This window comes from Bacillus cereus group sp. BfR-BA-01356, assembly GCF_022663635.1.
Classification (GTDB): domain Bacteria; phylum Bacillota; class Bacilli; order Bacillales; family Bacillaceae_G; genus Bacillus_A; species Bacillus_A cereus.
In genome coordinates this window covers 1-25096 of the sequence record NZ_JAKUFX010000086.1, presented here as the reverse complement: position 1 = coordinate 25096, position 25096 = coordinate 1, and the positions used below count along the sequence as shown (strand labels likewise).

Genomic DNA, 25096 nt, shown 5'->3' with positions numbered 1-25096 from the left:
GTTTATTTGAGATGCTTATTTTTAAGAGTATGCTTTTATTTTAGGAATGTTTTGATCCGATGAGTCGAAAGCTCAGGTTGTGCTCACTCTTAAGTTGATGGGCATGGGGGCTACACAAAATATACGAATTTCAAGGCAATCGATACTAAATCGGTTGCCTTTTTCTATTTCACGAAGAAAGGGGAGCGAAATGATGGCGAAGTTAGACGAGTTAAAACAGAAACTTACAGCTAAACAAATTCAAGCGGCGTACCTGCTTGTAGAAAACGAGTTGATGGAATCGAACAACGAGGAAAAAAGGACTCAGGACGAAATGGCCAACGAGCTAGGCATAAATCGGACAACGCTTTGGGAGTGGCGAACTAAGAACCAGGACTTCATCGCATTCAAGAGCGAAGTGGCCGATAGTTTTCTAGCAGAGAAGCGCGAGCAGGTGTACAGCAAGTTAATGCAGTTAATTTTAGGGCCACAACCGAGTGTGAAAGCTATGCAATTGTATATGCAGCGATTCGGTTTACTGACTGATAAGAAAGTAATCGAGGGTGATTTAGGAAATGCAACCCGTACAAATGCGGAAATCGAAGAACAGCTTCAGAAATTAAAAAAATTGACAGGCGAGTAAAAGGAGGACGGGCTACATGGCATATATAGACGGTAAATGGTTAGCCCGTCAAGAACGTCAGGAACGTATCAATCTTGTAGCAGAAAGAGCGAAGAAATTACAGGAGTTGTACGAGACTGGTGAGGCTACAGAATATTACATGGATACACTACTTGCTGACATCGATGAGTTAGAAAAGTTAAAAAGGGTGCACCGTGGAGAACATGACATGCTGTACTTCATGTATGAATATTTCTCTGAAGAAGGGAATCCCGGGAATCCAGATAACTTAATTCCTGCCGGAGTATCGATGGATGATGCTGCAGAGTTTCACCAAACGTTATGTGAGCTATTAGATGACATCACAACAGGTAGGGAGAAAAAGAAAAAAGTAGCATGGAGTGTAGGACGTGGTCATGCAAAAACTGCTTATCTGAGTAACGGTTATTTGTGTCATCAAGTCGTGTATCGATTAAAGCAGTATATTGTTTTGATTTCTGAAACATCTGATGTAGCTGGTGACTTTATATCTTGGGCACGTGATCAGTTAAAGTACAACGAAAAATTACGCGAGGATTTCGGAATCTTACTTCATGAGCAAAAGAGCCGAAATGAAGTAGATAACGACAAAGAGTTTGTGACTTTAACAAACACAAAAGTCGAAGCGAAAGGTATCGGGACACAGGTACGTGGTTTACGTCACGGTTCAAAAAGGGTTCAGCTCTACATTTTGGATGATTTGGAGAGTAAAGAAAATACCGCGACGGTTGACTTGATTACCAAAAACAAACGCTGGTTCAAAGAAGAATTGCTTCCAGGTTTGAGTCGTCAAGAAGGTGCTTGTATTTATATGGGTACCATCGTTTGTTACGACAGTTTATTGCATCACGTGATTAAAAATCGTCGTGATTTCGTATCCAGATCATTCCCGGCAATTTTGAAATGGTCAGAGCGCGAAGACTTATGGCAAGAATGGCGTGAGATTCGTCAGGTAGATGATCCAGATTCAGCAGATCGTGCTCGACAATTTTATGAACAGAATAAAGAAGAAATGTTACGTGGTACAAAAACATTATGGCCATCTCATTTCCCATACATCGACCTGATGGAAATTAGGGAAGACGACGGTACCAAAGCGTTTAACCAGGAGTATTTATGTAACCCGACTGACGAGGAAAGACAGATATTTAAACCGAAATATTTCACGTACTGTACTGAAAAAGATTTGAAAGATAAAAACCTTTTATATTACGGTGCTGTCGATTTCGCAATGGGGAAAGAAAAAGGTGACTACAGCGTAGTAGTTACACTTGCGAAAAACGTGGAAACAGGCACGTGCTACATTATCGATATTTTTATGGAGCGTGTGCATCCAAATACGTTGTTAGAAAAGGCTGTAGAATACACGCTGGCATATCAATATGAATCAATAGCAGTAGAGGCACAACAAGCACAGGAGTGGTTTGCTGAGAAAGTTGGGGAAGCGTTGCAGAAGAAAGGGTATCCTTCATCGACGCGCTTAAAACAAATTAAGCAACGTACACGAAAAGCACTACGTATTGAGTCATTGTTACCTGATATACAGAGTGGTAAATTACGTTTTATGAAACATTTACGTGCTTTATTGGAGCAATTTGAAATGTATCCGATGCATCCGCATGATGATGGTCCGGATGCAGTTCAAATGGCTTTTTCTATTGCATATAAACGTGCAAGACGTAAAGCGGGAACTACAGGAAATTCAAGATATTGAGAAAGGAGGAGCTTGAATGAGAGTACAAGGTGATCGTAATTTTATGAATCCAGTGGAAATTGTAATGCCAGTTCGTACCGCACTCGGCGATTCTGAGTGGACACGTATTATGTCCGAGGTTCGCTTGTATGAGCGTTATGAAGGAGACTTAAACGTATGGTCTGATTATAAAAAACCAGATAATCTCGACTACGAACCTACGAAAATACAACTTGATTATCCTCAAAAAATCGTAAACATGATTGCAGCGTGGCAATTTGAAAAAGAACCGAAGGTCACAGTTCCTCCTGATGTGATAGACGATCCAGCTCTTATGATTCAATCAGGATATGAGCCTAGTGAAGAGCAACAACGCGAAAACAGTAGAGCGAAGGCGAAGGAACGGTTATTAACATGGGTTTGGGATGATAATCGAATGCATGAGAAGTTATTAGCAGCAGCGAAAGACCGTGCTATTTCCAAAACTGGTGTGTATGCCCGTCTTCACTACGATAAACGTCGTGGTGAATTTAAGGTTATTTGGCATCCATCGACGGAAGTTATTGCGAAGTATAGCGACTGGGATATAGATCAGCTGGAAGAAATTCATTTTATCGCATGGCTTGACGAGGAACAAACGAAAATGTGGAAGTTATCGTATTACTTAGTTTGGCGTAAAGAAACTGGTGAGTACGACTGTGAAATTGAAGAGGCGATATACAACGGTGACTTAGAAAAACAAGAGGATAGGGTTGAGCGCTCATCAATGGGTATTGATTTTATTCCTGTAGTACCAGTACCGACTGAAAAATTAAGTAAACGTACTACGGGTTATAGTGAACTTGAAAAAACAATAAAGTTGTCTGAGGAAATTGATAAAAAAATGTCTGATTACTCGGATGCATTACGTTTTGAAATGTTTGCTATTACCTTGCTGACGAACGTAGATGAGGATCCGAAGAATCCTCTACAAGTTGCACCAGGTGCGAAATGGGATTTAGGTGACGGTGCTGAAGATGCAGGTGAACCAAGCGCTAAAAAGCTGGAAAGTGGATTCCGATTTAAAGAAACCATTGAAGCGTATCTGGACCGATTGCAGAAACGCCTACATGAAAAAGCAGAGGTACCGATGGTGAACACTGCTGACATGAATACGGGCGGTATAAATGACATGGCGGTCCAGCTTTTATTTAGTAATATCATTTCAAAAACACAACGCTCATGGGTGATATGGCAGTCCCGTCTACAAACCTTAAATGAGTATATTTTACGTTATATGAAAGCAAGGCAGGATGATCCAAAGTTCAAATACGATAAAGAAATGTTAGCAAAAGTAGATAACTATTATGCTAGCAAGATTATTTTTGGTTTACCGTTACCGCAAGATCAAAAAGCACTTATCGAACAGTTAGGCGATGAAATTTCAAACGAAATCGAATCAATTAAAGGTGCGATTACGAGAAGTGGTAAAGAAAATGCGGAACAGAAATTCATGGAGATTATGCAAGAACGAATGTTGAAACGACAGTCTCAGGATCCGTATAACGAAAAGTAATACTTGCCTTACGAAATGGCGCTATAAACTTTCGGAAATTATAGCCGACAGGCTCAAAATGGAGGATTTGCAAATGGAATACGCAAAACAAGCTACAGCATTAAAATTTTTTGTAGAACAAGTACAAAAAACACCTAAGTTCCCACTTCGATTAGACCTACAGTTTTTCTCTGATGGTGGTAGTCCTGAGGATAATCCTGATAACAACCCTGGCGATCCTACTAATCTACCTAAATCACAAGAGGAATTAGATGAACTTGTAAAGAAACGCTTAGAACGTGAACGTAAAAAGTCAGCTGAAAAATACGGCGACTACGATGACGTTAAAGCAAAATTAGCAGAATACGAAAAAGCTGAAGAAGAGCGTAAAAAGCAAGAAATGACGGAAATCGAACGTTTGCAGGCTGAGAAAGAAGAAGCTGACAAAAAGGCACTAGAAGCTTCCGAAGCAGCACAAAAAGCGCAAGAAAAAGCAAATACACGTATTCTAAATACGGAAATTAAGAGTATGGCACGTGCTTTAGATGCGAATGATCCAGGTGACGTATTGGCGCTTTTAGATAAGTCGACTATTCAACTTGATGAGAATGGTAATTATCAAGGAGTTGAAGAGGCTGTTAATGCGCTAAAGGAAAGTAAACCTTGGATGTTCAAGAAAGTTGTGGGGGCAGATGCAGCTGGTGGCGCGAATCCAGGAACAAATCCGAGAGCGAATGAAATACTTGCTTTAGAAAAAGAGCTGGAAGAAGCGAAAACAAAAGCGTTAAAAGATTCAAAGTATGCGGGCGAGGTAACACGTATTTATAACAAGTTGTTAGAAGCAAAATCGAAGAAATAACGGATCGTTGATTAAAAGTCAGCGGTTTTTTAATTTAAAAAATTTGAGGGGGCTACAAATATGCCAGTACCAACTACGTACGAATTTCAACAACAAGTAAGACAAATGCAAGCGAATGTGGATTTAATTCTCACGAAAGCACCTGTTCTTTTCGGGTTAATTGGTGTAGGAGACGCTTTAACACAAACTAAATTTGAATGGCAGAACGACTATTTAAACTCTGATACAGGTATTGTGAAAACAGCCGCAGCTGTTGGGGATACGGACCTAGTTTTAGAAAAAGGCGAGGCTCGTAAATTCACTGAAAATGCTCTGGTACAAAACGGCTTAGAAGTGCTACGTGTAGTAAGTGTCGATGAAAACGCGGATAAAATCACTGTGCAACGTGGTTACGATAGTACGAAAGCGGAGGCAATTACAGCTGGTGGTGAATTAAAAGTCATTGCAAGACCGAGACCAGAAGGTGAAGATGCTTTCCGTAAGAATGAAATCAATGACCGTTTAGTGTCACATAACTTCTCACAAATCTTTTCAAGATACGCATCTGTTTCACGTACACAACAACAAGTGAACACATACGGCGTATCAAACGAATTAGATTATCAAGTAAACCTGCGTTTACAAGAGATGATTCGTGAAGCGAATACGTCTTTAATTTATGGCCGTAGAAATGGCGGTTCTCCGACACAACCGCGTACTACAGGTGGTTTATTTGCATTTACAGGTATTGAAGGTTCTCATAAGCAAGATTTTAAAGGGAACGAAATCGCGGCTAAACTACTGAATGACGCTGTAGAGCAAGTGTTTACGCGAGGCGGTTCAGCAAACACAATTTTATGTGGACCAAATATCGCGCGACAAATTACAAAGCTTGGTGGCGATACAATTCGTACTACACGCCAAGATACCGCAGCAGGTTACCAAATCTTATCGTTTGTATCGGATTTACCAGGTGGAGCGATTTCTAGTGTTGTAGTTGATTTAAATATGCCTAAAGATCGTGCGTTACTTCTTGATACAGAAAAAGTAAAGGCACGTTACTTAACTCCAATTTATGATCAAGATGCTACACCAAATGGTGCTGACTACTTCTCTCGTGTCATTCGTGGGGAATTTGGATTTGAAGTTAAGAATGCGAAAGAGTCTATCGCTGTTCTTGAAAATATCTCTAAAACAATGGCTTAAAAGGTAGCGTGTATGCTACCTTTTTTGTATTTTGAAAGGAGTTTTATGCATGTCTATTTCTGAAAATCAAGCACAACGTTTAAACAGATCGATGCCGATTGCGAAAGACACATCACTTGGCAATATTATTAAAGGTCTTGAAGAAAAAGTAGCTCTAATACCCAAAAAGGTTGATAAACAACCAGATAGTACAGCGACTGACGTAGCGGGTGTAGTAAAAGACTTAAACGCCCTTATTGCAAAGTTAAAAGCTGCAGGAGTTATGATGCCTTAACAAAATTACAGTGACGGAGGTGACACCGAATGAAGGTGTCGGAAAGACTGGAGAGTCGGTTAGCAAAAGTTCCAAAAGTAACTCCGGAGGACATCGGAAATTGGTTGTCTGAAGCCGAAACTGAGTCAGAGTTAACTGAAAAAGTAAATGCAAATGCTGTTTTTTATCTTGCGTTGTCATTTGCTTATGAATCAATTGCAGCAGACGCAGCGCGCTATTTTTCTTATACAGATGGTGAAGAATCGGTTGATAAATCGATGATCTTTGCGAATTATAAGAAGTTATCAGCGGACGCGCTTAAAAAATACAGGAAGTATCGACGTGGAAAAGGTACTCATCAAACATTTGCTAAGCGGGCAGATGGGAGATGATTACATGAGCGATTCTCAACAAGAGATGGATGCAGCGCTCGATACCATTTCCGAAGAATTTAAAGAGGAGCACGAAAAACAAGTTTCTGATACTGTAAAGGCCATTATCCTAATACGTTTGTTTTTAGTTGATTTATTGAATGACTATCAAAAGGATGGAATCGTGAAGCGTAGTAGGTTAAATGCGTTATTACGAGACCTTACTTTATACGAAAAAGAATTTCGTAAACAAGCAGAGCGGTCATTCCATACATTGATTGAAAACACATCGAAGTGGATCACATCAAAATTATCAGAGGCAGGTTTGGACGTGAAATCTATAACTGCGGTAAATAAGCAAATTATTCAAGGGGTTATAAAAAGACCTGGTGAAGATGGCTTAGTTTTGTCTGATCGTGTATGGAATTTATCTGGAGATATGAGAGATCGATTAAGTAGTGTCATTCGTCCATCTGTATTAAAGGGCGAGAGCATTACAATGATTTCTCAAAAGATAAAGGAAGTACACGACAATGAGAAATGGAAGGTTGAGCGTGTAGCAATTTCTGAGAGTACTAACACGTACCGAGCAGCTACTATACAGAATGGATTAGAAAGTGAAATTGTGACAGGTTATCAAATTATTGATAATGGCCATCGCCACAGATACCACTCAAAGCATATGTGTTACAAGCTAGCGAGACGTGATGCATACGGTTTAGGAGCTGGAAAGTATCCGAAAAATATTCCGGAAAGCCTTATGAATCAATTAATAAGCCCACATCCACAATGTTCGTCACGGCTGAACTACTTAATAAGCGGGGAGGTGTAGCAATTGCTTACTGAAGATGATATTAAAGAGATTCGCGAAAATCGTGAAATGATTGAGCAGGGACGTAGAGAACCGGTGATTTTATACATTAAAGGGGTTTCTGAAAAAGATCCAATTACAGGAGAAGAAATTCAAGGTGCCCCCCGAAAAGAAACTGTTCAATTAGTTTGGAAGAAATTCACGTCAGTGGAAAAGACGAAGTTCGCTGATCTAGATGTTAAAAAAGGAGAGGCGCTTGTTACATTTCCTCTTAATGTGGACTTAGAGAACATTGAAAAAATTGAGCGTAAAGGTGTTTTTTACGTTATTGAACTTATCGATGAAAGAGGGCTTGGTGGCGTAAACCGTCGTGAGGTCATTGTAAAGAGGGTGATTTGATGAGAATCAGAGTTGTTGTTAAAGGAAAATCAAATGTGTTAAAAGCACATAACCCTAATAGATACAAAAAACCAATTGAACAAACGGTAGAAAAACATACACGTCTACAGGCTAATCAAGCATCTAATCGTGCTCCGATATTACACGGTCCTTTATCTGAAAGTATTCCTGCAAGTGTAAAGATGGTAGTCGGTGCGAGAATTATTGGTACGTATGGATCTCCTCTTATTTACGCAGCGGTACAAGAATTTACGCACAAAACAAAAAAAGGTTTTATGCGTAAAACAGCTTTTGAAGGTGAGCAACCATTTGTTGAGGATATAAACAAAACTGTTCAACGTGTAGCGAAGGGGCATTAATTATGTTGAATGATGTAATGTATTCATTAAAAAAATTGCTGGATGTTTTTGCGCCTACTACATGGATATACGATGGTGTTTCTGTATCAGGAAAAGACAAACCCTTCATTACCATTGAGGATTTGTCAGGAACAATTAGCAGGTATTCAAAGGAGAATTTTTCACGTAATCATCTGATACAAGTAGGTGTGTATGCAGATAAAATTTTTGATAGGAACGATTTGCAAGATAGAATAATTAACCGATTCGAAAAGAGTTCAATTGACTTGTTCGATACAAGTAAAAAGAATCCAGAACGAATCGGTTTTTTTAATGCAAAAGTAAAGAATTTTGAACCACTGTCTCAAAAAGACGTTGAGATTTTAACAGCGAAACACTTGAGTTTTATTACTATAACAATCAGAAATTAGAGGAGGAACAAAAATGGCAGAAGTAAAAAAAAGTAATGCACCTGAGTTTAAAGGTGCCGAAACGCTTTACTTGATTGACATTCCGCAACCTGATGGGAAAACTACAAAAACAGTTCGATTTTTTAACCAAACGTCAGGTTCACGATCAATTGAGGCTGGAGAAATCGAGTTAAAAACGAAAGATAAGAGTGGATCTGATTACGGTGACGTAACACAATCAGCTAGTATTGAAGGGATTTGTACTGAAGGTGACGAGGGACTTGATTATGTAGAAGAAGTAATTCTTAATAAAGTTTTAGTAAGAATTCATGAAGTTAACCTACGTAGTGCAACCGCTTCTGAGTTTAAAGTTAAATCAGGAACATACATGTTGAATAGTTTGGAACTTTCTCATGAAAATGAGGAGTACTCAAAGTATTCTATCGGCTTAAAATTAAACGGGAAAATTTCTAAAGGGACGCTTAATAAAGTACCAGAAGGTGCACCTTCTGGTGATGTAGCTACACCAGGAACTGAATAAGGATGTTTTGAGGAGGATGAGAGATGGAATCTATAACAGAAATAATTGCTGATTTTGAAAAAAGAATTAACGATCTACAAAGAGATAATGAAGGTTTAATTCAAACGTTAAATTGTGTTTCAGCAGGTGTAAACGAATTAAACAGAAGGGTCAATATGTTAGAAGAGGGATTAGCAACGAAAGCTGATATAACTCATGTTCAACTAATAAATAAACAATCTGAAATAATTAAGAAGATTAATGACAGTAAATTGGTAGGGATGGATTGTAAGGTTGGGGTTTCATTAGATGGAAGAGTTGTAGCGGAATCCATTGTCGAACATACAGCTGATTCAATCCAAGGTCGCGTAGTAAAAGGGAGTGAGATAAATGAAACTAGATAAACAAGAACAAGCGGTTGCAATTGGTACATTTATTTCAATGCTAGGACAAGACCTTGTAAATGAACGCATCGATAAACAGAAATTAGAAAGTGTACTTCCTATCTTTAATGAAATGCAAGATAATACAACACCAAAGCAAAAGAGAGAAGCAATGATTAGTTTGCTTGGTAAAGCAGTGGATGAATTCCTGGAAAATAAATAATTGAGATTTGAATAAGCGTTCATATAAACGCTTTTTTATTTTGAACAAAAAATTGGAGGTAATTATTATGGCTGAAAAATCGTATACGCGTTTTGTAATTAATGGTAAAGAACAAGAACTGAAATTCTGTTTACAAGCACTGAGATTATTAGATGAAAACGGTGGGCCGATGCAATTCGTTTCTCAAACCATGCAGGGCGGAATTACTAATTTCACGGATGTGGTTTATTACGCACTGATTCATACAAATGAGGGAATCACGTATGAAGCTGTACAGAAAGAGATTGAAAATATGTTTAATGCTGAAAAACTAGACCTTGATGAAATTCTAAAGTACAACAAAGCAGTTGTGCTAAATAGTTTTTTCTTCCAGAAGACAGTGAAGAAACTTCTAGGGACAATGACAGCGGAACAACAGAAATCGTTCGAGAACCTGTACGCATAAATATTGATGAATTGCAAGGTGAGTGTTTTCGTTTTTTTAATATGACCACCTTGCAATCTTGGCGTATTAGTCTCAAGGAGTATCACCTTATGTTGAACGGATATAAGGAACAACTACTTGATAAGTACGAGTTTGCAAGTGTACAAGCTTTGTTTAATCGAAATGCTCAAAGTGACAAAATCAAGTCATTAGCGGATATATATACACGTCCAGAAAGTGTTCGTGATATTGAAAAACAAGCAAATGAACGGAAAGAAGTAGTTGAAAAAATTCAAAGGAACGAATCGTTCTTTGATCAAATAGAATCGATGATTAGAAGTCAAATACAAGAAGAGGAAGGGTAGGTGAGGTGAATGAGCCAGAACAAGGTAGAAACTCAGGTGATTGCGGACATATCTAATTTAATAAGTAACCTTGGACAAGCTACACAAGCATGGAATACATTTTTTCAGCAGATTAGTAGACCACCTCCTATCCCACCTGCTCCACAGCCGCCGTCACCTCCACCATTACCGCCAGCGCCACCAGCACCACCGCCTCCTGATTATTCAGGGTGGCGTGCTAGATTTCAAGAAGTAGGTAATCAAGCAATTGAAATGGGCCGACGTGTACAGCAAACAGGGCAAACAATGCAAAATGCATTTGGTCCTGCAGCTGCAGCGTCGGCTTTTGCTTTAGGGAGTATGATTCAAAAGTCACGAGAATTTGAATCACAAACTCGTAAAGCGGCAGTTTTAACTGCAGGCGACTACGGTCAAGTAAAGAAAGCGATTCTTGATATGGCAAAGAATTCTGTGTATTCAACAGGGCAGGTAGCAGCGGCTTTTGCTGAAATGGGTGCGAAAGGTTTCGATTCGGCTCAAGCAACGTCCGCATTACCTGGTGTGTTGAGTGCAGCGGCTGCATCAGGCGAAGACCTGGGGATGGTTGCTGATACGATTACGTCAGCTTTAAACTCATTTGGTATGGAGGCAAGTCAAAGTACACATGTTGCTGATGTTCTAGCAACAGCCGCAAACGCAACAGCTGCGGGTGTAGGGGATATGCAATACGCTTTTAAATATGCGGCGGGTCCAGCAGCTCAATTAGGCATATCGATGGAAGAACTAGCGGCTTCTGTTGGTATTATGTCAAATAGTGGTATTAAAGGGGAGACCGCTGGTACAGCATTACGTGCATCTTTACTACGTTTAGTTAAACCGCCAAAAGCAGCGGCGAATGAGTTAAAACGACTTGGCGTATCTATTACGGATCAACAAGGTAATATGAAACCATTGTCTCAAATTATTGGTGAGTTGAAATCAGGAATGGAAGGTATGACAAGTGCACAAAAAGGTGCGGCGTTAGCAACAATATTTGGTACAGAAGCTGTATCAGGTATGATGGCACTTGTAGCAGCAGGCCCTGAAAAGATTGATGCTTTAACGCAATCCTTAGTGAACTCGGACGGTGCTTCTAAAAAAGCTGCGGACTCCATGCTTGAAGGATGGGCCGGAGCACTGACGAAAATGGAAGCCTCTCTTGATGTTGCGGCACGTGCATTTACTGACGCATTAGCTCCTGCATTAATGGCTGTAGCTGGAGTAGTTGAAACCTTGGCAAACGCATTTATGAAATTACCGGCTCCTGTGCAGACGGTGATTGCTTCGGTAGTAGCATTTACTACAGCTTTTTTAGTTATAGCAACGGTAATTGGTATGGTAACAAATGCTGTAGGTACAACCATGATTCTATTTGGTAAATTAGCTAATTATATAAGTAAAAGTTCAGCTGTAGCTTTTATTGCTAGAAATGCCATGATAGCATTGCGTGCAGCTTTTGTGTTTCTAACAGGACCAATCGGAGCAACGATTGCAATTCTAAGCTTAGTGGGGGTAGCGCTAGTTCAACTTTACAAACATAACGAGACTTTTCGAAATGCCGTTAACAATGCGTGGGAATCAATAAAAAATGGGACCATAGCAGCAGTTGAAGCTATGAAATCTGCTTTTGATTCTTTAGGTTCTTATCTTGGGACAATACCGGAAAAATTTTCAGCAATGGGTACAGCAATCAGTGCAGCATTAGAGGCAGGGTTAATTAAAGCAGGTCAAGTGTTTTCTAGTTTTGCAACAGCAGTAGAGGTTTCGTTAGCTGTAATAAAATCGAAATTTAGTGAATTTGGTCAGGGGATAAGTGGCGCGTTTAGTTCAGCAATATCAGGACTTAGTGCAGCATTTGCTGGAATTGGATCAGCCCTTTCTCCAGTAATTGACTTTATAAAAATGTCCTTCTCTTCAATAGGGAATACGATAGCTACTTTAACACCATTAATTGTACGTTTAGGCTTATCGTTTTTAGGTGTTTCAGGCCCTGTAGGATGGGTAATCGCTATTGTAGCTTCTTTAGGTGCTACGATATTTAAATTGATAAATACAAATGATCAAGTGAAGTCTGCGTTTATGTCGGCTTGGCAGTCTATACAATCGATTTTTAGTTCTGTGATTTCTGCGATTTTGCCGGTTGTTCAGTCAATAGCTCAAGGGATTACACAAGCATTTGCACCACTTGCTCCTGAATTTGCGAAAACGGGACAAGTTATAGCAGAGAGCTTCGCTACACTTGGGCCTGCTCTTTCTGAGCTAGGTGCAGCCTTTGGCGAGTTAGGTTCTACAATAGCTAGTTTGTTTAGTGAAGTAGTACAAGCCGTAGTACCGATAGCACTCGATTTATTCCGTTTGTTCGGAGAAACAATACAAGCTGTAGTACCTTTAGCATCTGATTTATTCAAACTTTTCGGTCAAGTGGTACAAGAAGTAATGCCTATGATCACTGAATTAATTCAGATGTTTGCTGATACGACAATAGAAATTATGCCAGTGATAACGGAGGCTATACAACAAGTAGCTCAAATTTTTACTGAGCTAGCAACTACGGTTTTACCAATATTCGCTCAAGCTTTTCAAACGGCATTCCCTATTATATTGCAAGTAATCCAGGCGGCATTTAGCATAGCAGGAATGCTGATTCAAGGGTTTGGAGAAGTCTTATCAATCATAGCGACGTCAGTGATTCCGATTATTCTCCAGGCGGTACAAGCGGTCTTCCCAGTAATAGCTGGAATTATAGCTGCTGCGATTTCCGTTGCGATTCCTATTATTCAATTATTAGGCCAGGTAATCTCTATCATAGCGACTACGGTTATTCCTTTAATTTTACAAATCGTTCAGGCGGTTTTCCCGGTAATAGTTTCGATAATTCAAGCGGCGATTCCCGTAGCTACTGCGATACTTGAAGGCCTAGCAACAATAATAAAAGGCGTAGTGATCCCGGCGATTCAATTTATTTTGTCGATTGTCCAGGCAGTTTTTCCCGCTATTATGGGCGTAATAACCTCTGCTATTGGGATAATCACCAACATAATAAAGCTTTTCACTTCAGTTTTAAAAGGAGATTGGAGTGGAGCGTGGAACGCGGTGAAAGGCATTACATCGAGTGTAATGTCATTAATCGGAAATATCATCCAAGGGGCGATAAATTTAATTTCCGCGGTCGTGACTGGTGGACTAAATCTAGTGAAATCTATTTTTTCTAGTGTTTTATCAGCGATAGGTTCTCTAGTAAGTTCAATTTTTTCAGGTATAGGTTCAGTCATTTCATCTGTTATGAACGCAGTAGGTAGCATCATTTCTTCAATTTGGAATGCGGCTAAGTCAGCGACATCTAACATCCTAGATTCTATCTATAACACAGTGACTCAAATTTTTGACAATGTAAAGTCATTCCTTAGCGGAATCGATTTAGGAAGCATAGGAAAAAATATGATGCAGGGACTTTTAAACGGTATAAGCTCTATGGCTGGGGCTATTTGGGACAAAATTACGGACATCGGAAATGGAATTAAAGATAAAATTTCAGGACTTTTATCGATTCACTCACCGAGTCGTTGGTTCAGGGATTTCATTGGTGTCAATATGATGAAAGGTTGGATTAATGGTATAGATGCTATGAAAGGTGCTGTACAAAGAACAACCGAACAAATGACTGAATGGATGAAACCTGAAGCCCTACAAGTAGAGACTGTATACGGAATGCCAAGAGGACTTGGCGCGTACCAGACAGCTAAACCACAAACAAGCACAGGGAATACGGATTCCGGAACTGCTTCAAATTCTACAGCTAGTGAAAGACGACCCGCGTATATTAATATACAGCTTGGTAGACAAGAGTTTAATAGGTTCGTTGATGATATTACTGGAGAGCAAGAGGCTGTGAAAAAACGGAAAGAAGTATTTTAAAGGAGGGCGGTAGATTGTTAGTTTTTAATGGAATTAATTTAGAAGAATACTTCGAACAAAAATACGAAAAAGGATTTTTTATGGTTAACGATATAAGAGGTCGCGGAATTTTAAGTGACGAAATTAATGAGTTAACGGTACCTCACCGCCCAGGTTCATATTTTTTAAGTAAAAGGACTCCCAAGAGAGTATTAGAAGTAGATTTCTCTCTTAAGGGAGTCTCTCTTTTTGAACTAAGGAAACGGATAGATGAATTGAATGGTTTATTAGATACAGAAGAACCTGTAAAAATTACCTTCACAGACGAACCGGATATTGTGTATTACGGGATTAAGGAATCTGTAGAGGAGACTTTAGAAAAATCTAATATTCATCAAGCAACTATTACACTAATATGTCCAATGCCGTATAAGTTAGGAAAAGAGCAAACCGTTGAATTTAAAAAAGACGTTAGTGGGTTAGTTGCTAATATCCAAAATAAAGGAACAGTTCATTCTAACCCTATCATTGAAATTGATATTACAAAGCCAAACACTTTTTTAGATGTATGGTTCGGCGGGGTATCTTTAAGTGATCGAGATTACTTTCGTATTGGGATGCCGTTAAAAACTGTGGAAAAACCCGTTGAAAGAAATCAAAGGCTTATATGGGATGAGATGGCTACCACTGTAGGGTGGAGTAAAGTCAGCTCAATGGAAGATGGTGAACCGGTTGGTGAAATGAAATCAGATAAATATCAATTCTATTGTTCTGATTTTGGGACTGGAACGGGAAAGGGATGGCATGGTGCAGCTGTCAAAAAAAGTATCCCTGGTGGCCCAGTAGAAGATTTTATCATGCAAGCTTACGTTACTTGTAAGAGCAAGAAAATCAATGAAATGGGACGAGTTGAGATAGCAATACTCGATGAAAATAGTAAGGTACTTTCAAAAATCGCTATGAACGATCTCTATTGGCAAGCCGAACAAAATTTCGGAACAATGGTTATTGGATACGATAATAAGCCTGGTAAAATAGGTTTGATCTATGAGAGTGGCGATTACCCGAATACCTGGAATCAGTATTTGGGTCGATTGTGGATAGCTAGGACCGGAAATGTATGGGAAGCGTATATTTCAAAATTCCTTCCAGGGACAGAAAAAGATGATTCAGAGCGCTTTGCGAGATGGACTGATAAAGACAATAAGCATATGGAAAAAGCAGCTCAAATACAGATTAGTATCATGCAGTGGCAGGATGTACCGCCAGTAGAAGCGATGTCAGTTAGTGATTTAAAGTTTTGGAAAGTGAATTTAAATACGAATAACACACCGCCTTATATAGTTGATGTTGGTGATAAAGTCGTGATTGATACAGAGAGTAGTCATGTCAGTATTGAAGGGAAAAACGCGATTAACATAAAAGAGTTTTTCAGTAATTTTCCCGTTATTAATAAAGGCGCTAATATACTCGAAATTATGCCATCTGATATTGGAACAGCAAAAGTTAAATATAGGGAGCGATTTCGATGAGAACACCAAGCGGATTACTTCATGTTGTTGATTTCAAAACAGATCAAATTCTATCCGCTATTCAACCAAAGGACTACTGGGAAGATAAACGTCATTGGGAAATCAAGAATAACATTGATATGCTAGAGTTCAAAACTTTTGACGGCACTCCACATGCAATTACATTACAACAGCAGAACTTGGTTTTAAAGGAAGTACGAGATGGTCGAATTGTTCCGTATGTTATTAATAATGAAGTAGAAAAAGATTCAAATGATAGATCATTAACTGTACACTCGTCTGGTGCCTGGGTTCAAATAGCTAAAGATGGGATTATTAAACCTCAACGTATAGAGAGCGAAACAGTTAATACGTTTATTGATATCGCGCTTGCCGATTCAAAATGGCAACGTGGAATAACGGATTATTCTTCATTCCACACGATGACTATTGATGAATTCATCGATCCCCTCACTTTTTTAAAGAAAATTGCAGCTTTGTTTGAGTTGGAAATACAATATCGTGTTGAAGTATTCGGTTCTCGAATTACTGGATGGTACGTTGATATGATAAATAAACGAGGGAGAGAAACAGGGAAGGAAGTAACCCTGGGAAAAGACTTAGTTGGCGTTAGACGCATTGAACATTCCAGGGATATTTGTACCGCCTTAGTCGGCTTTGTACGAGGTGAAGGTGACGAACTTATAACGGTTGAGAGCATCAATAACGGACTTCTTTATATTACAGATAGTGATGCCTTTCAACGCTGGAATGCGCATGGTAAACATAAATTTGGTTTCTACACTCCAGAAACAGAAGATCAAAATATGACTCCACAACGATTACTGACTTTGATGAAGACGGAATTAAAAAAACGTGTCAATTCTTCAGTTTCTTACGAAGTAGAAGCGCAATCGATTGGACGTATTTTCGGACTAGCACATGAACTAATTAACGAGGGCGATACAATCCGAATCAAAGATACAGGGTTCACACCTAAGTTATACCTTGAAGCACGTGTAATTGCTGGTGATGAATCTTTTACGGATCCTACACAAGATAAATATGTGTTTGGTGATTATCGCGAAATTACTGATCCAAACGAAGAACTACGAAAGATTTACAATCGTATTCTTAGTTCACTAGGAAGTAAACAAGAACTGATAGATCAGTTAGATGAACTAGTGAAAGATGCAAATGAAACAGCTAGTAATGCTAAGAAGGAATCCGAAGCAGCGAAAACATTGGCTGAAAAAGTTCAAGAGAATCTTAAAAATAACACGGTAGAAATCATTGAAGCAAAGAATCCACCGACAACAGGGCTTAAACCTTATAAAACGCTTTGGCGTGATATTAGTAACGGAAAGCCTGGCATTTTGAAAATATGGACGGGTGTAGCCTGGGAATCGGTTGTCCCTGATGTAGAGTCTGTCAAAAAAGAAACATTAGATCAGGTAAATAAAGATATTGAATCAACAAAAACAGAATTAAACAAAAAGGTTCAAGAAGCACAAAATCAAGCTACAGGACAATTCAATGAAGTACAGGAAGGGTTACAAGGTGTCAGTCGTACAATTTCTAATATCGAAAATAAACAAGGTGAAATCGATAAGAAAGTAACTCAGTTTGAACAGGATTCTAATGGATTTAAAACTTCTATTGAATCGTTAACGAAAAATGATACTGAAATTAGTAATAAATTAAATACAGTGGAATCAAATGTGGAAGGTACAAAAAAGGCTATTTCTGATGTGCAACAAACAACAAGCGAACTAAAGAAAACAACTACTGAAATAGAAGAAAAAGCTGGGAAAATCAGTGAGAAGTTAACGAGTGTAGAAACAAAAGTTAATAGTGAAAAAGCTGGTGGACGTAACCTTTTATTAAAATCAAATGTTAAATATGAAAAAACAGACTATCTAATCAATCAATATTCTCTAACTGAAAATTTCTTTGCGGGTGAGGAATATACCTTTGTAATTAAAGGTAGTGTCCCACAAGGGCAGAAATTTGGAATTTGGCAGAATGGCGGGTCTAGCAATGTTGGATATGCAACAAGTGTTTACGCTAATGGAATAACTTATGTAACCTTTAAAGCTGTTGCAGCTACAAGTGGAAATGAACGAAAGTTAAGCTTATATAACTATCCGAGCAGTACTACTAAATCTATTGTGGAATGGGTTGCCTTGTATAAAGGGAATAAGCCACAGGATTGGACGCCACCGCCTGAAGAGCAGGTAACAACCGATGAATTCACCAAGAAAACCAATGAAATTACAAAAAGTGTAGATGGTATCAAAGAAACAATAACAAAAGTAGAAAATAATCAAAGTGGATTTGATAAGCGTGTTGCTACTGTAGAAAAAGATGCAACTACCATTAAACAAAATGTCTCTCTAATACAAAATACGCAGACGGAACAAGGAAAACAATTACAAGAGGCGAAAGCTGGATGGGAAAATACTGCGAAAGCACTTGAAGGTAAAGTTGAGCTTAAACAAGTAGAGGATTATGTTGCGGGGTTTAAGATTCCAGAGTTGAAGCAGACAGTTAATCAAAATAAACAAGATTTATTAGATGAATTAGCTAATAAGCTTGCAACTGAACAATTTAACCAGAAGATGACTTTAATCGATAACCGTTTCACTATCAATGAACAGGGGATCAATGCAGCAGCAAAAAAGACGGAAGTATATACAATAGAGCAAGCAAATGGACAATTTGCAAAAGATTCTTATGTAAGAGATATGGAAACCCGTCTTCAGTTAACTGAAAAGGGTGTTAGCATATCTGTAAAAGAAAATGATGTAATCGCAGCATTCAATATGAGTAAAGAAAACATTACTTTGAATGCGAACAGAATTAACTTAAAAGGTTTTATTACAGCGAGCCATATTAAAGGACAAGTTTTAGAAGGAGTAACACTTAAAACAAGCGGAAACAGATTTGTTGAAATAAATAAGCAAGACATGAAGATTTTCGATTTAGATAAGCCACGTGGCTATATAGGATTTATGGAAACAAATGATGGAAGTATTCAACCTTCACTCGTCCTTGGTTCTGACAATATTAAATACAGGGGTACAGGATCGTTCTATATTTATCAAACGATGCCACGAATTAATGGAGTTGAGCAACCTTCTAAAGCGTGGGCAAAATTAGGAATCTCTAAAGGCGAAAACGCTGAAGGGGATAATATATGGTCCTCATATATCCAAATGCTAAATGATGGCGGACATATGGATATGTATGCGGCCGGGAAATTACGTTTCAAATGTTTGAATAATATTGAGATAGAATCTGAAGGATGGACATCTGGAGCTGGTTCCTTCAGTGTGACCACAACAGAGCCTCATTCTTTTAATAATAACTGGGGACAGTTTACTTTTAGAAGAAAAAACAGTCCTAATGAAATACACATAATGAATGGCGCTAATGATCATGATTTAATTATGGGGAGGGTAACGATAAGGTCAAGCCTTGTATCCGGTTATAACAACGGCTTGCAAATTAAAGATAGTCAAGGTAGCGGATGGAGAGATATACAACTAAGAACGCTATATGCGGAAGAGGATGCGATAGCTACTCAAAATATGTGGGCAAAAGCCTTTAAGACTACATCGGCTAGAAATATGAAAGAAAATATAAAAGATATTCCTTTCTCAGCTCTTGATAAAATCATGAGCTTAGCTATCAAACAGTACAACTTCAAGGACGATATGTATGATCTGTATCAAATGCGTGTAAACAAGCCGGAAGAAAAAACAGAACCATATACAACAAAAGAAATTGAAACGTATTATGGTATGATTGCAGATGATACGGACGATGTATTTACCGATAAAGAGAAGCGCGCTATTAATTTATATAATACTGTTTCTCTTTTTATCGCAGCTTTCCAACAGTTTTACGCTGAGTATAAGTTATTGAAAGAAGAAAGCGCACAATCAAAAAGAAGGATTGAAACGCTCGAAACCGACATAGCCGAGCTAAAAGATATAGTTCAAAAGTTAATTAATGAAAAACCAGAGCAGCGATAAGCTGGTCTTTTTTATTGTCTAAAAAGGGGTGATGGCGGTGGAGCAAAAAGATGGTGAGCGCATTGCGAAATTAGAAGTGCATCTACAAACGATGAGTGCTGCAGTTAAACGAATCGAAGAAAAGCTAGATTACAATCAGAAAAATTATATGCAGCGTACTGAGATAGATGAAATGTTCAAGTTCCGCGATCGTGAAATACGTGATTTGAAATTGGCGCAAGAAAAAAATGATACTAACAAAAAGGCTCATATATCCATGTGGATTTCAGGACTGTCATTGGCAGTCCTTTTATTATTTAACATTTTAAATTTCTTGAAATGAGAGGAGGTGGTCACATGAAAAATTTAGATAATGCATCAATTACGCGTTTTGTCATCCTGATTATTGCTGTAATTAATAGCGTATTAAACTTAGTCGGTTACCAGACTATCAGTAATGAACTGACAAACAATATCGTAGCTGTAATTACCGGTGGTTATACGCTGTATATGGCATGGAAGAACAACTATTTAAGTAACAAAGGGTTGCAGCAAAAAGATGTTCTCGAAAAACACGATTTAAAATAAGGAGGTTTTTATAGTGGGTTACACTGTAGATATTTCAAAATGGAACGGTAATATTAATTGGCCTGTAGCAAAACAACACATTGATTTTATTATTGCTCGTGTACAAGATGGTTCAAATTATGTAGATCCATTATACAAAGGATATGTACAAGCTATGAAGCAATACGGTATCCCTTTTGGTAATTATGCATTCTGTCGTTTTGTTTCTGAAAATGATGCACGTATAGAAGCACGTGATTTCTGGAATCGTGGTGATAAAAGCGCTACAGTTTGGGTAGCTGACGTAGAAGTAAAAACAATGAACGATATGAGAGCTGGTACGCAAGCTTTTATCGATGAACTACGCCGATTAGGTGCTAAAAAAGTCGGTTTATATGTTGGCCATCATATGTATGCTCCTTTTGGAATGGCAAATGTAAAATGTGATTTTGTTTGGATCCCGCGTTATGGTGGTTTAAAACCTAACTATCCTTGCGATCTGTGGCAATATACTGAAACCGGAAACGTTCCAGGTATCGGTAAGTGTGATTTAAATGAATTAATCGGAAGCAAGCCTTTATCCTGGTTTACAAATCAAACTGTTGAAAAAACTGAAAAACAAGAAGAAGGAGTGGAGATTATAGTGAATAAATTTAATAAAGTTGTTACTTATGAGTTTGGTGTAAATTTAATTCCTGACATGGTTCAAATGATGGATCAGCTAGGATTCACCTCTAAAATTGTTTCCCGTGGAGATCGACAAGGACTTGTATATTTTGAGACGGATTATCGTCAAGGGAACGAGCTAGACAAAGCAACTGCGTGGTTAGATGCTAGAGGACTGAAATATTTCTATACGAAAGAATAGTAGTTTCATTAACAAGAGCCGCCCATTAGGACGGCTCTTGTTTTTATTAGTATTTTAACGGTGTTTTATTTGAGGACGGTCGTTTACAAATTCAACTTCATCGGTCCACTGTATGTTAGTAAACCTGTGGAAATATTGTATTTCTTGATTCGTTAAAAATGATAATAAAAAACATAGCTCATCTTCAATTAAAAATACCCCTTCAGCGAACGCCCCTAAATCAGATTCAGATTCAAACTTACGATTTAAGTAATACGTGTGCCTTTTGAGTAAAGACTGAATCCGCCCATCTAGTTTGCTTTTGTACTCTGTGTTATCCATCGCAATTCCTCCTACGTTTTATTATTGATTTTTTCACTCTACTAAGGTACGTTTCTTACAACTTTCACAATCGATAAATTAGCTTTGTGCAAAGCGAATAGATACACAGTTATTTTTCTGTTTTCCTTGTTTTACGAGTGATTGTTACTTTAACATCCAAGTGTTTTTCGTATAGTTCACTAAATAAATCCTCTTTTTTCTCTGTTCCGTAATATTCATTTCGAACATATAAAAACGATTTTTTCTTTTTCAAAACAATTCCACCCTTTCGTCATTAAATTACTTGTTATATGCAGGATGTTCCCAATAATCTTTTACGACGTTAGGGATATTGTTGTGATCAAAGTTTTTAAAGTTAATTTTGTCTAAGCTCTCGCGATCTATACTCATTTTCATTACAGGATCACTCTTTTTGTTTCCATATGTATCTGTTAGCTCAGCCTTCCATACAAAAATGACCTTCTGGATTTCTTTTTCTTTTGATAATTTTTTTAGTATATTAGTAGCCCCGTTCCATGTAAGAACTTTATCATTAGCGTTTTTTAAGTTTAGTAATACCACCTTATTATTTGGATCGGGTAAATCGAAGTTTTTATTTACTTCAACTGATTCTACGTCGTCTATTCCAATGGTTTTTTTAACAATTTTTTCGATACTTGCATTAAACTTTTTCTCTTTACTTTCTTCCTGTGTTTTTTCTTTTTCTTGATGCTTTCTCTGTTTCTCAGCTTCTTTTTCCGCTTGTTTTTTTGCTTTTTCTTCATCCTTTTGAATCACCGCTTGAGAGGTCGCTTCATTATTTTGTGGCGTACAGCCAGTCGTAAATAATAAAGACGTTCCGATAAACACTACCCCTAATGTATTGAAATAATTTTTTCTCATTTTCTCCCTCCTATGATAGTGTATTGCAAGGTTATTGTATCAAATAACAACACAAATTTAAGTATTTATCTAATATTTGTAAGTAAAAAAGACGCTAATTATGCGTCTTTTTCATGTTTGATAACATCTTTAATACCATAAACTTTTTCTATTCCTTGATCAGCAGCTAACTTATTTAATGTATCAAGTATTGCTTGTAATGTATCTATACGTATAGAACTAACATTACCGTTTACTAAATCACTAATTGTATTATGGCGGATTTTTGCTTCCACAGCTAATTTGTTTTTGGTTACACCTATCTCACGTAGTGTCTGCCCCAATGTAAATATCATATGTATTCTCCTCCGATACACAACCATCTTATCTCGTATTCTAACACAATTACATAAAAAATAGTAAACTTTTCTAGTTTACCTATTGACGTTCAACTAATCGAGTTATATATTTAACTCAATTAGTTGAACTTTTTAGGTTGAGAGGAGACGCAAATGAAAACTCTTAATAACTATTTTGGTTTAGATACAAAATCAGACTGTATTTGGTTTTATGGTTTTTATACTGTAGCTTCGGTTTTATTCCTTATCAATATGCTTATAGCTCATGTGCTATAACCTCTTTCTTTAACTAAATATCGGACAACCTCCAGCCTCGTGAATATCCTTATTCGAAAAAACAGATATTCACGAGGTCTAGTTTCTTATTGTCTTTTTTAGGTAATTAAGGGGATGATCCACACGAGGAATGACCTAACACTCGTTAAACTTGAACAGGTTAGCTAAGCCAACGTCAGAAAGTTAAGCGTCCTAACGAATAACGTTTCCTTGTTTGCGTTGTTAGGAGTCTAGGCGAGTACGGCCATTAACGGTACGGCGGTTGCTTGGCGTGTTATGGCACGGGTAGCAGCTGATAATGAAAGAATTATAGGTTACGAGTAATCAAGGATACGCCAGTAGTGCATTTCCTTTCCTGATTCTTTCTGCAGATAGGACAAGCTTTATCTGTAAAAAGTCAGCTGTGTAAGAAATTACAGCGTTTAAACAGGGTGTTACTATACGGATTCCTTAACCCGATAGACCATGATTGACAGAACGTCTACTTTACGACGCTTTTTATTTTTGAAGCGTTGTAAGGTAGTCATTCTCTGCTCTAGCCGTTGTCCTGTACCCTCATCCCATGATTGTCTGCCGAAAGCACAAGTCAAGTGTAAAAAGAAAATAAAGATAAAAACTTATTAAGGCTGGAGGGGGAGGGATTACTCCTCGATGGTCCAGATCTCCTCAATTGGTTTATCGAGTTCTTTGCAGATTAGATAGGCCGTATCAAAACGAGGTTTAGTACGATTACGAACAATTGCACTAAGAGTGGAGTCGTCAACTCCAATACGTTTTGCAAAATCACTCTGTTTAATTTCAAGTTCTGCAAAGATTACTTTAAGTCTACATTTAAACTTCATATACACTCACCTCAAGAATTTACTTTCTATATGCAGAAATAAACTCCTTTATAAATAGTACAGGCTAAAAAGAAAAAATTGGTGTGGACGTGCAAAAATAGTTCTCTAGGTCATATACCTATATTAAGACCACGAGGAATACCAAGTGGAACTAAGGGCATCAAGAGGGGAAAGGTGGGGAATAATGAGACCTGGATATAAGTATTTGCCTCGTATGCAGCTGTATCCGCCACAAACCTTGTTTAACATGTACACAGAAGCGGACGACGAAAATGAAGTGCGTTGTGTGTACGATCACATTGCAAAACAAGATATGCTACAAAATTCAAATTACATCGATATCGTCGATTTATTAGGGGAAGAGGAACCTTATGGACCGTATAACGAGATAGGGATTCAGAAAAGGATTGATGCGTATTTAGATGTTTGTAAACAGTGGAGGGATGAATAATGAGATGGCAATATGATTACTTAAATGACACTCCTTATTTGTATTCATCAAAAGAGCTAAGAAACATGTATAAGGAGTCCAGAGGAAAAGGAGAGGCTAATTCTATCGTAAATCATATGGAAAGACATGAGGTGTTTAACAATAAAGAATACCGAGGTTATTACAGCTTATCTAACGATATTATTGAGGATCTATACGGGGAAGAGGAAGAAATTCTTGAATGGGATGAAATGGTTAATCAGTATCAACCGATTCTCACGTCAAAAGGGTTACAACTAAAAAGAAAGAAGGACTCGATATGACACTTACTGGGGAAGTTGTAGTAATTTGGACAGCGACAGGGTTGTCTGTAGTGGCACTGAAGGTAGCTGAGAAAATGGGGATGAGTGTTCCACATTGGCTTCCACGTATGACGACGTATACAACTCTTACCGGCTCGTTTTTGTATCTTCTACGTTATGTGCTAATGGTGTTTCTTTGAAGGAATGGAACCTGGAATCATGGGATACTTTGTTATATAAGAAAAACAACTTGTATATAAATCTTCCAGTAAAGAGCAACTATATCCTTTAAGGATATATAAGGAGTGAACCCCATGCCCATCAACTTAAGAGTGAGCACAACCTGAGCTTTCGACTCATCGGATCAAAACATTCCTAAAATAAAAGCATACTCTTAAAAATAAGCATCTCAAATAAACC

31 protein-coding genes are annotated in these 25096 nt (G+C 38.0%); 26 read left to right on the top strand and 5 right to left on the bottom strand.

What is annotated here, in order from left to right; translation table 11 throughout:
- Positions 1 to 193 precede the first annotated feature (193 nt).
- The 22 genes from MR168_RS23075 (at position 194) to MR168_RS22970 (ending at position 21285) form a co-directional block, all read left to right on the top strand.
- Positions 194 to 622 carry a phBC6A51 family helix-turn-helix protein gene (locus MR168_RS23075; protein ID WP_001086032.1) on the top strand — a complete coding sequence of 143 codons (429 nt, stop codon included), beginning with the start codon at positions 194 to 196 and terminating at the stop codon, positions 620 to 622.
- 16 nt (positions 623 to 638) lie between these two features.
- Complete coding sequence (gene terL, locus MR168_RS23070) at positions 639 to 2354, top strand: phage terminase large subunit (protein WP_242291502.1); 1716 nt, start codon at positions 639 to 641, stop codon at positions 2352 to 2354.
- Positions 2355 to 2370: 16 nt separating this feature from the next.
- Positions 2371 to 3888: a phage portal protein gene (locus tag MR168_RS23065; RefSeq protein ID WP_001265883.1), complete on the top strand. Its 1518-nt coding sequence runs from the start codon at positions 2371 to 2373 to the stop codon at positions 3886 to 3888.
- 73 nt (positions 3889 to 3961) lie between these two features.
- On the top strand, positions 3962 to 4726 hold the full coding sequence (locus tag MR168_RS23060; RefSeq protein ID WP_000455455.1) for a phage scaffolding protein: 765 nt from the start codon (positions 3962 to 3964) through the stop codon (positions 4724 to 4726).
- Between the two features lie 60 nt (positions 4727 to 4786).
- The gene (locus MR168_RS23055) at positions 4787 to 5911 is read left to right on the top strand and encodes an SU10 major capsid protein (protein WP_001145075.1); all 1125 of its coding nucleotides are present in this window, start codon (positions 4787 to 4789) and stop codon (positions 5909 to 5911) included.
- Positions 5912 to 5960: 49 nt separating this feature from the next.
- On the top strand, positions 5961 to 6185 hold the full coding sequence (locus tag MR168_RS23050) for a head fiber protein (RefSeq protein WP_000027969.1): 225 nt from the start codon (positions 5961 to 5963) through the stop codon (positions 6183 to 6185).
- Positions 6186 to 6214: 29 nt separating this feature from the next.
- Positions 6215 to 6556, top strand: a complete 342-nt coding sequence (locus MR168_RS23045) for a hypothetical protein (RefSeq protein ID WP_000868477.1) — start codon at positions 6215 to 6217, stop codon at positions 6554 to 6556.
- A gap of 4 nt (positions 6557 to 6560) precedes the next feature.
- Positions 6561 to 7367, top strand: a complete 807-nt coding sequence (locus MR168_RS23040; protein WP_001285263.1) for a hypothetical protein — start codon at positions 6561 to 6563, stop codon at positions 7365 to 7367.
- Between the two features lie 3 nt (positions 7368 to 7370).
- Complete coding sequence (locus MR168_RS23035) at positions 7371 to 7745, top strand: hypothetical protein (RefSeq protein ID WP_000954643.1); 375 nt, start codon at positions 7371 to 7373, stop codon at positions 7743 to 7745.
- Complete coding sequence (locus tag MR168_RS23030) at positions 7745 to 8104, top strand: hypothetical protein (protein WP_001222696.1); 360 nt, start codon at positions 7745 to 7747, stop codon at positions 8102 to 8104. Before MR168_RS23035 ends, MR168_RS23030 begins: the two co-directional genes overlap by 1 nt.
- Before the next feature lie 2 nt (positions 8105 to 8106).
- Positions 8107 to 8514: a hypothetical protein gene (locus MR168_RS23025; RefSeq protein WP_000930921.1), complete on the top strand. Its 408-nt coding sequence runs from the start codon at positions 8107 to 8109 to the stop codon at positions 8512 to 8514.
- Positions 8515 to 8527: 13 nt separating this feature from the next.
- Positions 8528 to 9034, top strand: a complete 507-nt coding sequence (locus MR168_RS23020) for a phage major tail protein, TP901-1 family (protein WP_242291501.1) — start codon at positions 8528 to 8530, stop codon at positions 9032 to 9034.
- 23 nt (positions 9035 to 9057) lie between these two features.
- Complete coding sequence (locus MR168_RS23015) at positions 9058 to 9417, top strand: hypothetical protein (protein ID WP_000443956.1); 360 nt, start codon at positions 9058 to 9060, stop codon at positions 9415 to 9417.
- Positions 9404 to 9619, top strand: a complete 216-nt coding sequence (locus MR168_RS23010) for a hypothetical protein (RefSeq protein WP_000762691.1) — start codon at positions 9404 to 9406, stop codon at positions 9617 to 9619. Before MR168_RS23015 ends, MR168_RS23010 begins: the two co-directional genes overlap by 14 nt.
- Before the next feature lie 67 nt (positions 9620 to 9686).
- A complete protein-coding gene (locus tag MR168_RS23005) occupies positions 9687 to 10064 on the top strand; it encodes a tail assembly chaperone (RefSeq protein WP_000818630.1) in 378 nt (125 codons plus the stop codon).
- Positions 10065 to 10153: 89 nt separating this feature from the next.
- Positions 10154 to 10408, top strand: coding sequence for a hypothetical protein (locus tag MR168_RS23000; RefSeq protein WP_000931847.1), 255 nt, complete (start codon positions 10154 to 10156; stop codon positions 10406 to 10408).
- 36 nt (positions 10409 to 10444) lie between these two features.
- The gene (locus tag MR168_RS22995; RefSeq protein WP_003271441.1) at positions 10445 to 14341 is read left to right on the top strand and encodes a phage tail tape measure protein; all 3897 of its coding nucleotides are present in this window, start codon (positions 10445 to 10447) and stop codon (positions 14339 to 14341) included.
- A 14-nt stretch (positions 14342 to 14355) separates the two neighbouring features.
- Positions 14356 to 15852 (top strand): distal tail protein Dit, encoded by a 1497-nt coding sequence (locus MR168_RS22990; RefSeq protein WP_000959919.1) that lies wholly within the window; start codon positions 14356 to 14358, stop codon positions 15850 to 15852.
- Complete coding sequence (locus tag MR168_RS22985; RefSeq protein ID WP_242291500.1) at positions 15849 to 19871, top strand: phage tail spike protein; 4023 nt, start codon at positions 15849 to 15851, stop codon at positions 19869 to 19871. Before MR168_RS22990 ends, MR168_RS22985 begins: the two co-directional genes overlap by 4 nt.
- A gap of 31 nt (positions 19872 to 19902) precedes the next feature.
- Positions 19903 to 20193 (top strand): hypothetical protein, encoded by a 291-nt coding sequence (locus MR168_RS22980; protein ID WP_242291499.1) that lies wholly within the window; start codon positions 19903 to 19905, stop codon positions 20191 to 20193.
- Between the two features lie 14 nt (positions 20194 to 20207).
- Complete coding sequence (locus tag MR168_RS22975) at positions 20208 to 20438, top strand: phage holin (RefSeq protein ID WP_095021637.1); 231 nt, start codon at positions 20208 to 20210, stop codon at positions 20436 to 20438.
- Positions 20439 to 20451: 13 nt separating this feature from the next.
- A complete protein-coding gene (locus MR168_RS22970; protein WP_242291498.1) occupies positions 20452 to 21285 on the top strand; it encodes a GH25 family lysozyme in 834 nt (277 codons plus the stop codon).
- A 54-nt stretch (positions 21286 to 21339) separates the two neighbouring features.
- Here the strand turns inward: MR168_RS22970 and MR168_RS22965 are convergent, their stop codons facing one another.
- The 4 genes from MR168_RS22965 to MR168_RS22950 all read right to left on the bottom strand — a co-directional run bounded on the left by MR168_RS22965 (position 21340) and on the right by MR168_RS22950 (position 22811).
- Positions 21340 to 21606 carry a hypothetical protein gene (locus tag MR168_RS22965; protein WP_242291497.1) on the bottom strand — a complete coding sequence of 89 codons (267 nt, stop codon included), beginning with the start codon at positions 21604 to 21606 and terminating at the stop codon, positions 21340 to 21342.
- Between the two features lie 109 nt (positions 21607 to 21715).
- Positions 21716 to 21859, bottom strand: coding sequence for a hypothetical protein (locus MR168_RS22960; RefSeq protein WP_000727572.1), 144 nt, complete (start codon positions 21857 to 21859; stop codon positions 21716 to 21718).
- 26 nt (positions 21860 to 21885) lie between these two features.
- Positions 21886 to 22488 carry a hypothetical protein gene (locus tag MR168_RS22955; RefSeq protein ID WP_001230989.1) on the bottom strand — a complete coding sequence of 201 codons (603 nt, stop codon included), beginning with the start codon at positions 22486 to 22488 and terminating at the stop codon, positions 21886 to 21888.
- A gap of 98 nt (positions 22489 to 22586) precedes the next feature.
- Positions 22587 to 22811, bottom strand: a complete 225-nt coding sequence (locus MR168_RS22950; protein ID WP_236820984.1) for a helix-turn-helix domain-containing protein — start codon at positions 22809 to 22811, stop codon at positions 22587 to 22589.
- 168 nt (positions 22812 to 22979) lie between these two features.
- Here MR168_RS22950 and MR168_RS22945 point away from each other — a divergent pair, with 168 nt between their 5' ends.
- Positions 22980 to 23102, top strand: a complete 123-nt coding sequence (locus MR168_RS22945; RefSeq protein ID WP_000854597.1) for a DUF3961 domain-containing protein — start codon at positions 22980 to 22982, stop codon at positions 23100 to 23102.
- Between the two features lie 641 nt (positions 23103 to 23743).
- Here the strand turns inward: MR168_RS22945 and MR168_RS22940 are convergent.
- The gene (locus tag MR168_RS22940) at positions 23744 to 23944 is read right to left on the bottom strand and encodes a helix-turn-helix transcriptional regulator (RefSeq protein WP_242291496.1); all 201 of its coding nucleotides are present in this window, start codon (positions 23942 to 23944) and stop codon (positions 23744 to 23746) included.
- 184 nt (positions 23945 to 24128) lie between these two features.
- Between MR168_RS22940 and MR168_RS22935 the strand changes: the two genes are divergently transcribed.
- Genes MR168_RS22935 through MR168_RS22925 form a run of 3 tightly spaced genes read left to right on the top strand, consistent with a single transcriptional unit; the run spans position 24129 to position 24876 of the window.
- Entirely contained in the window at positions 24129 to 24395 is a 267-nt protein-coding gene (locus tag MR168_RS22935; protein ID WP_001247349.1) for a hypothetical protein, read from the top strand.
- The gene (locus MR168_RS22930) at positions 24395 to 24697 is read left to right on the top strand and encodes a hypothetical protein (protein WP_001267622.1); all 303 of its coding nucleotides are present in this window, start codon (positions 24395 to 24397) and stop codon (positions 24695 to 24697) included. Before MR168_RS22935 ends, MR168_RS22930 begins: the two co-directional genes overlap by 1 nt.
- On the top strand, positions 24694 to 24876 hold the full coding sequence (locus tag MR168_RS22925) for a hypothetical protein (protein ID WP_000176361.1): 183 nt from the start codon (positions 24694 to 24696) through the stop codon (positions 24874 to 24876). The genes MR168_RS22930 and MR168_RS22925 overlap by 4 nt, the downstream gene beginning before the upstream one ends.
- The last annotated feature ends 220 nt before the right edge of the window (positions 24877 to 25096 follow it).

What these genes read in the sequence shown, in the direction of transcription:
- MR168_RS23075 (WP_001086032.1), top strand. Translation starts at nt 194, where the DNA reads ATGGCGAAGTTAGACGAGTTAAAACAGAAACTTACAGCTAAACAAATT.
- terL (WP_242291502.1), top strand. Translation starts at nt 639, where the DNA reads ATGGCATATATAGACGGTAAATGGTTAGCCCGTCAAGAACGTCAGGAA.
- MR168_RS23065 (WP_001265883.1), top strand. Translation starts at nt 2,371, where the DNA reads ATGAGAGTACAAGGTGATCGTAATTTTATGAATCCAGTGGAAATTGTA.
- MR168_RS23060 (WP_000455455.1), top strand. Translation starts at nt 3,962, where the DNA reads ATGGAATACGCAAAACAAGCTACAGCATTAAAATTTTTTGTAGAACAA.
- MR168_RS23055 (WP_001145075.1), top strand. Translation starts at nt 4,787, where the DNA reads ATGCCAGTACCAACTACGTACGAATTTCAACAACAAGTAAGACAAATG.
- MR168_RS23050 (WP_000027969.1), top strand. Translation starts at nt 5,961, where the DNA reads ATGTCTATTTCTGAAAATCAAGCACAACGTTTAAACAGATCGATGCCG.
- MR168_RS23045 (WP_000868477.1), top strand. Translation starts at nt 6,215, where the DNA reads ATGAAGGTGTCGGAAAGACTGGAGAGTCGGTTAGCAAAAGTTCCAAAA.
- MR168_RS23040 (WP_001285263.1), top strand. Translation starts at nt 6,561, where the DNA reads ATGAGCGATTCTCAACAAGAGATGGATGCAGCGCTCGATACCATTTCC.
- MR168_RS23030 (WP_001222696.1), top strand. Translation starts at nt 7,745, where the DNA reads ATGAGAATCAGAGTTGTTGTTAAAGGAAAATCAAATGTGTTAAAAGCA.
- MR168_RS23025 (WP_000930921.1), top strand. Translation starts at nt 8,107, where the DNA reads ATGTTGAATGATGTAATGTATTCATTAAAAAAATTGCTGGATGTTTTT.
- MR168_RS23020 (WP_242291501.1), top strand. Translation starts at nt 8,528, where the DNA reads ATGGCAGAAGTAAAAAAAAGTAATGCACCTGAGTTTAAAGGTGCCGAA.
- MR168_RS23015 (WP_000443956.1), top strand. Translation starts at nt 9,058, where the DNA reads ATGGAATCTATAACAGAAATAATTGCTGATTTTGAAAAAAGAATTAAC.
- MR168_RS23010 (WP_000762691.1), top strand. Translation starts at nt 9,404, where the DNA reads ATGAAACTAGATAAACAAGAACAAGCGGTTGCAATTGGTACATTTATT.
- MR168_RS23005 (WP_000818630.1), top strand. Translation starts at nt 9,687, where the DNA reads ATGGCTGAAAAATCGTATACGCGTTTTGTAATTAATGGTAAAGAACAA.
- MR168_RS23000 (WP_000931847.1), top strand. Translation starts at nt 10,154, where the DNA reads ATGTTGAACGGATATAAGGAACAACTACTTGATAAGTACGAGTTTGCA.
- MR168_RS22985 (WP_242291500.1), top strand. Translation starts at nt 15,849, where the DNA reads ATGAGAACACCAAGCGGATTACTTCATGTTGTTGATTTCAAAACAGAT.
- MR168_RS22980 (WP_242291499.1), top strand. Translation starts at nt 19,903, where the DNA reads ATGGCGGTGGAGCAAAAAGATGGTGAGCGCATTGCGAAATTAGAAGTG.
- MR168_RS22975 (WP_095021637.1), top strand. Translation starts at nt 20,208, where the DNA reads ATGAAAAATTTAGATAATGCATCAATTACGCGTTTTGTCATCCTGATT.
- MR168_RS22965 (WP_242291497.1), bottom strand. Translation starts at nt 21,606, where the DNA reads ATGGATAACACAGAGTACAAAAGCAAACTAGATGGGCGGATTCAGTCT.
- MR168_RS22955 (WP_001230989.1), bottom strand. Translation starts at nt 22,488, where the DNA reads ATGAGAAAAAATTATTTCAATACATTAGGGGTAGTGTTTATCGGAACG.
- MR168_RS22945 (WP_000854597.1), top strand. Translation starts at nt 22,980, where the DNA reads ATGAAAACTCTTAATAACTATTTTGGTTTAGATACAAAATCAGACTGT.
- MR168_RS22940 (WP_242291496.1), bottom strand. Translation starts at nt 23,944, where the DNA reads ATGAAGTTTAAATGTAGACTTAAAGTAATCTTTGCAGAACTTGAAATT.
- MR168_RS22935 (WP_001247349.1), top strand. Translation starts at nt 24,129, where the DNA reads ATGAGACCTGGATATAAGTATTTGCCTCGTATGCAGCTGTATCCGCCA.
- MR168_RS22930 (WP_001267622.1), top strand. Translation starts at nt 24,395, where the DNA reads ATGAGATGGCAATATGATTACTTAAATGACACTCCTTATTTGTATTCA.
- MR168_RS22925 (WP_000176361.1), top strand. Translation starts at nt 24,694, where the DNA reads ATGACACTTACTGGGGAAGTTGTAGTAATTTGGACAGCGACAGGGTTG.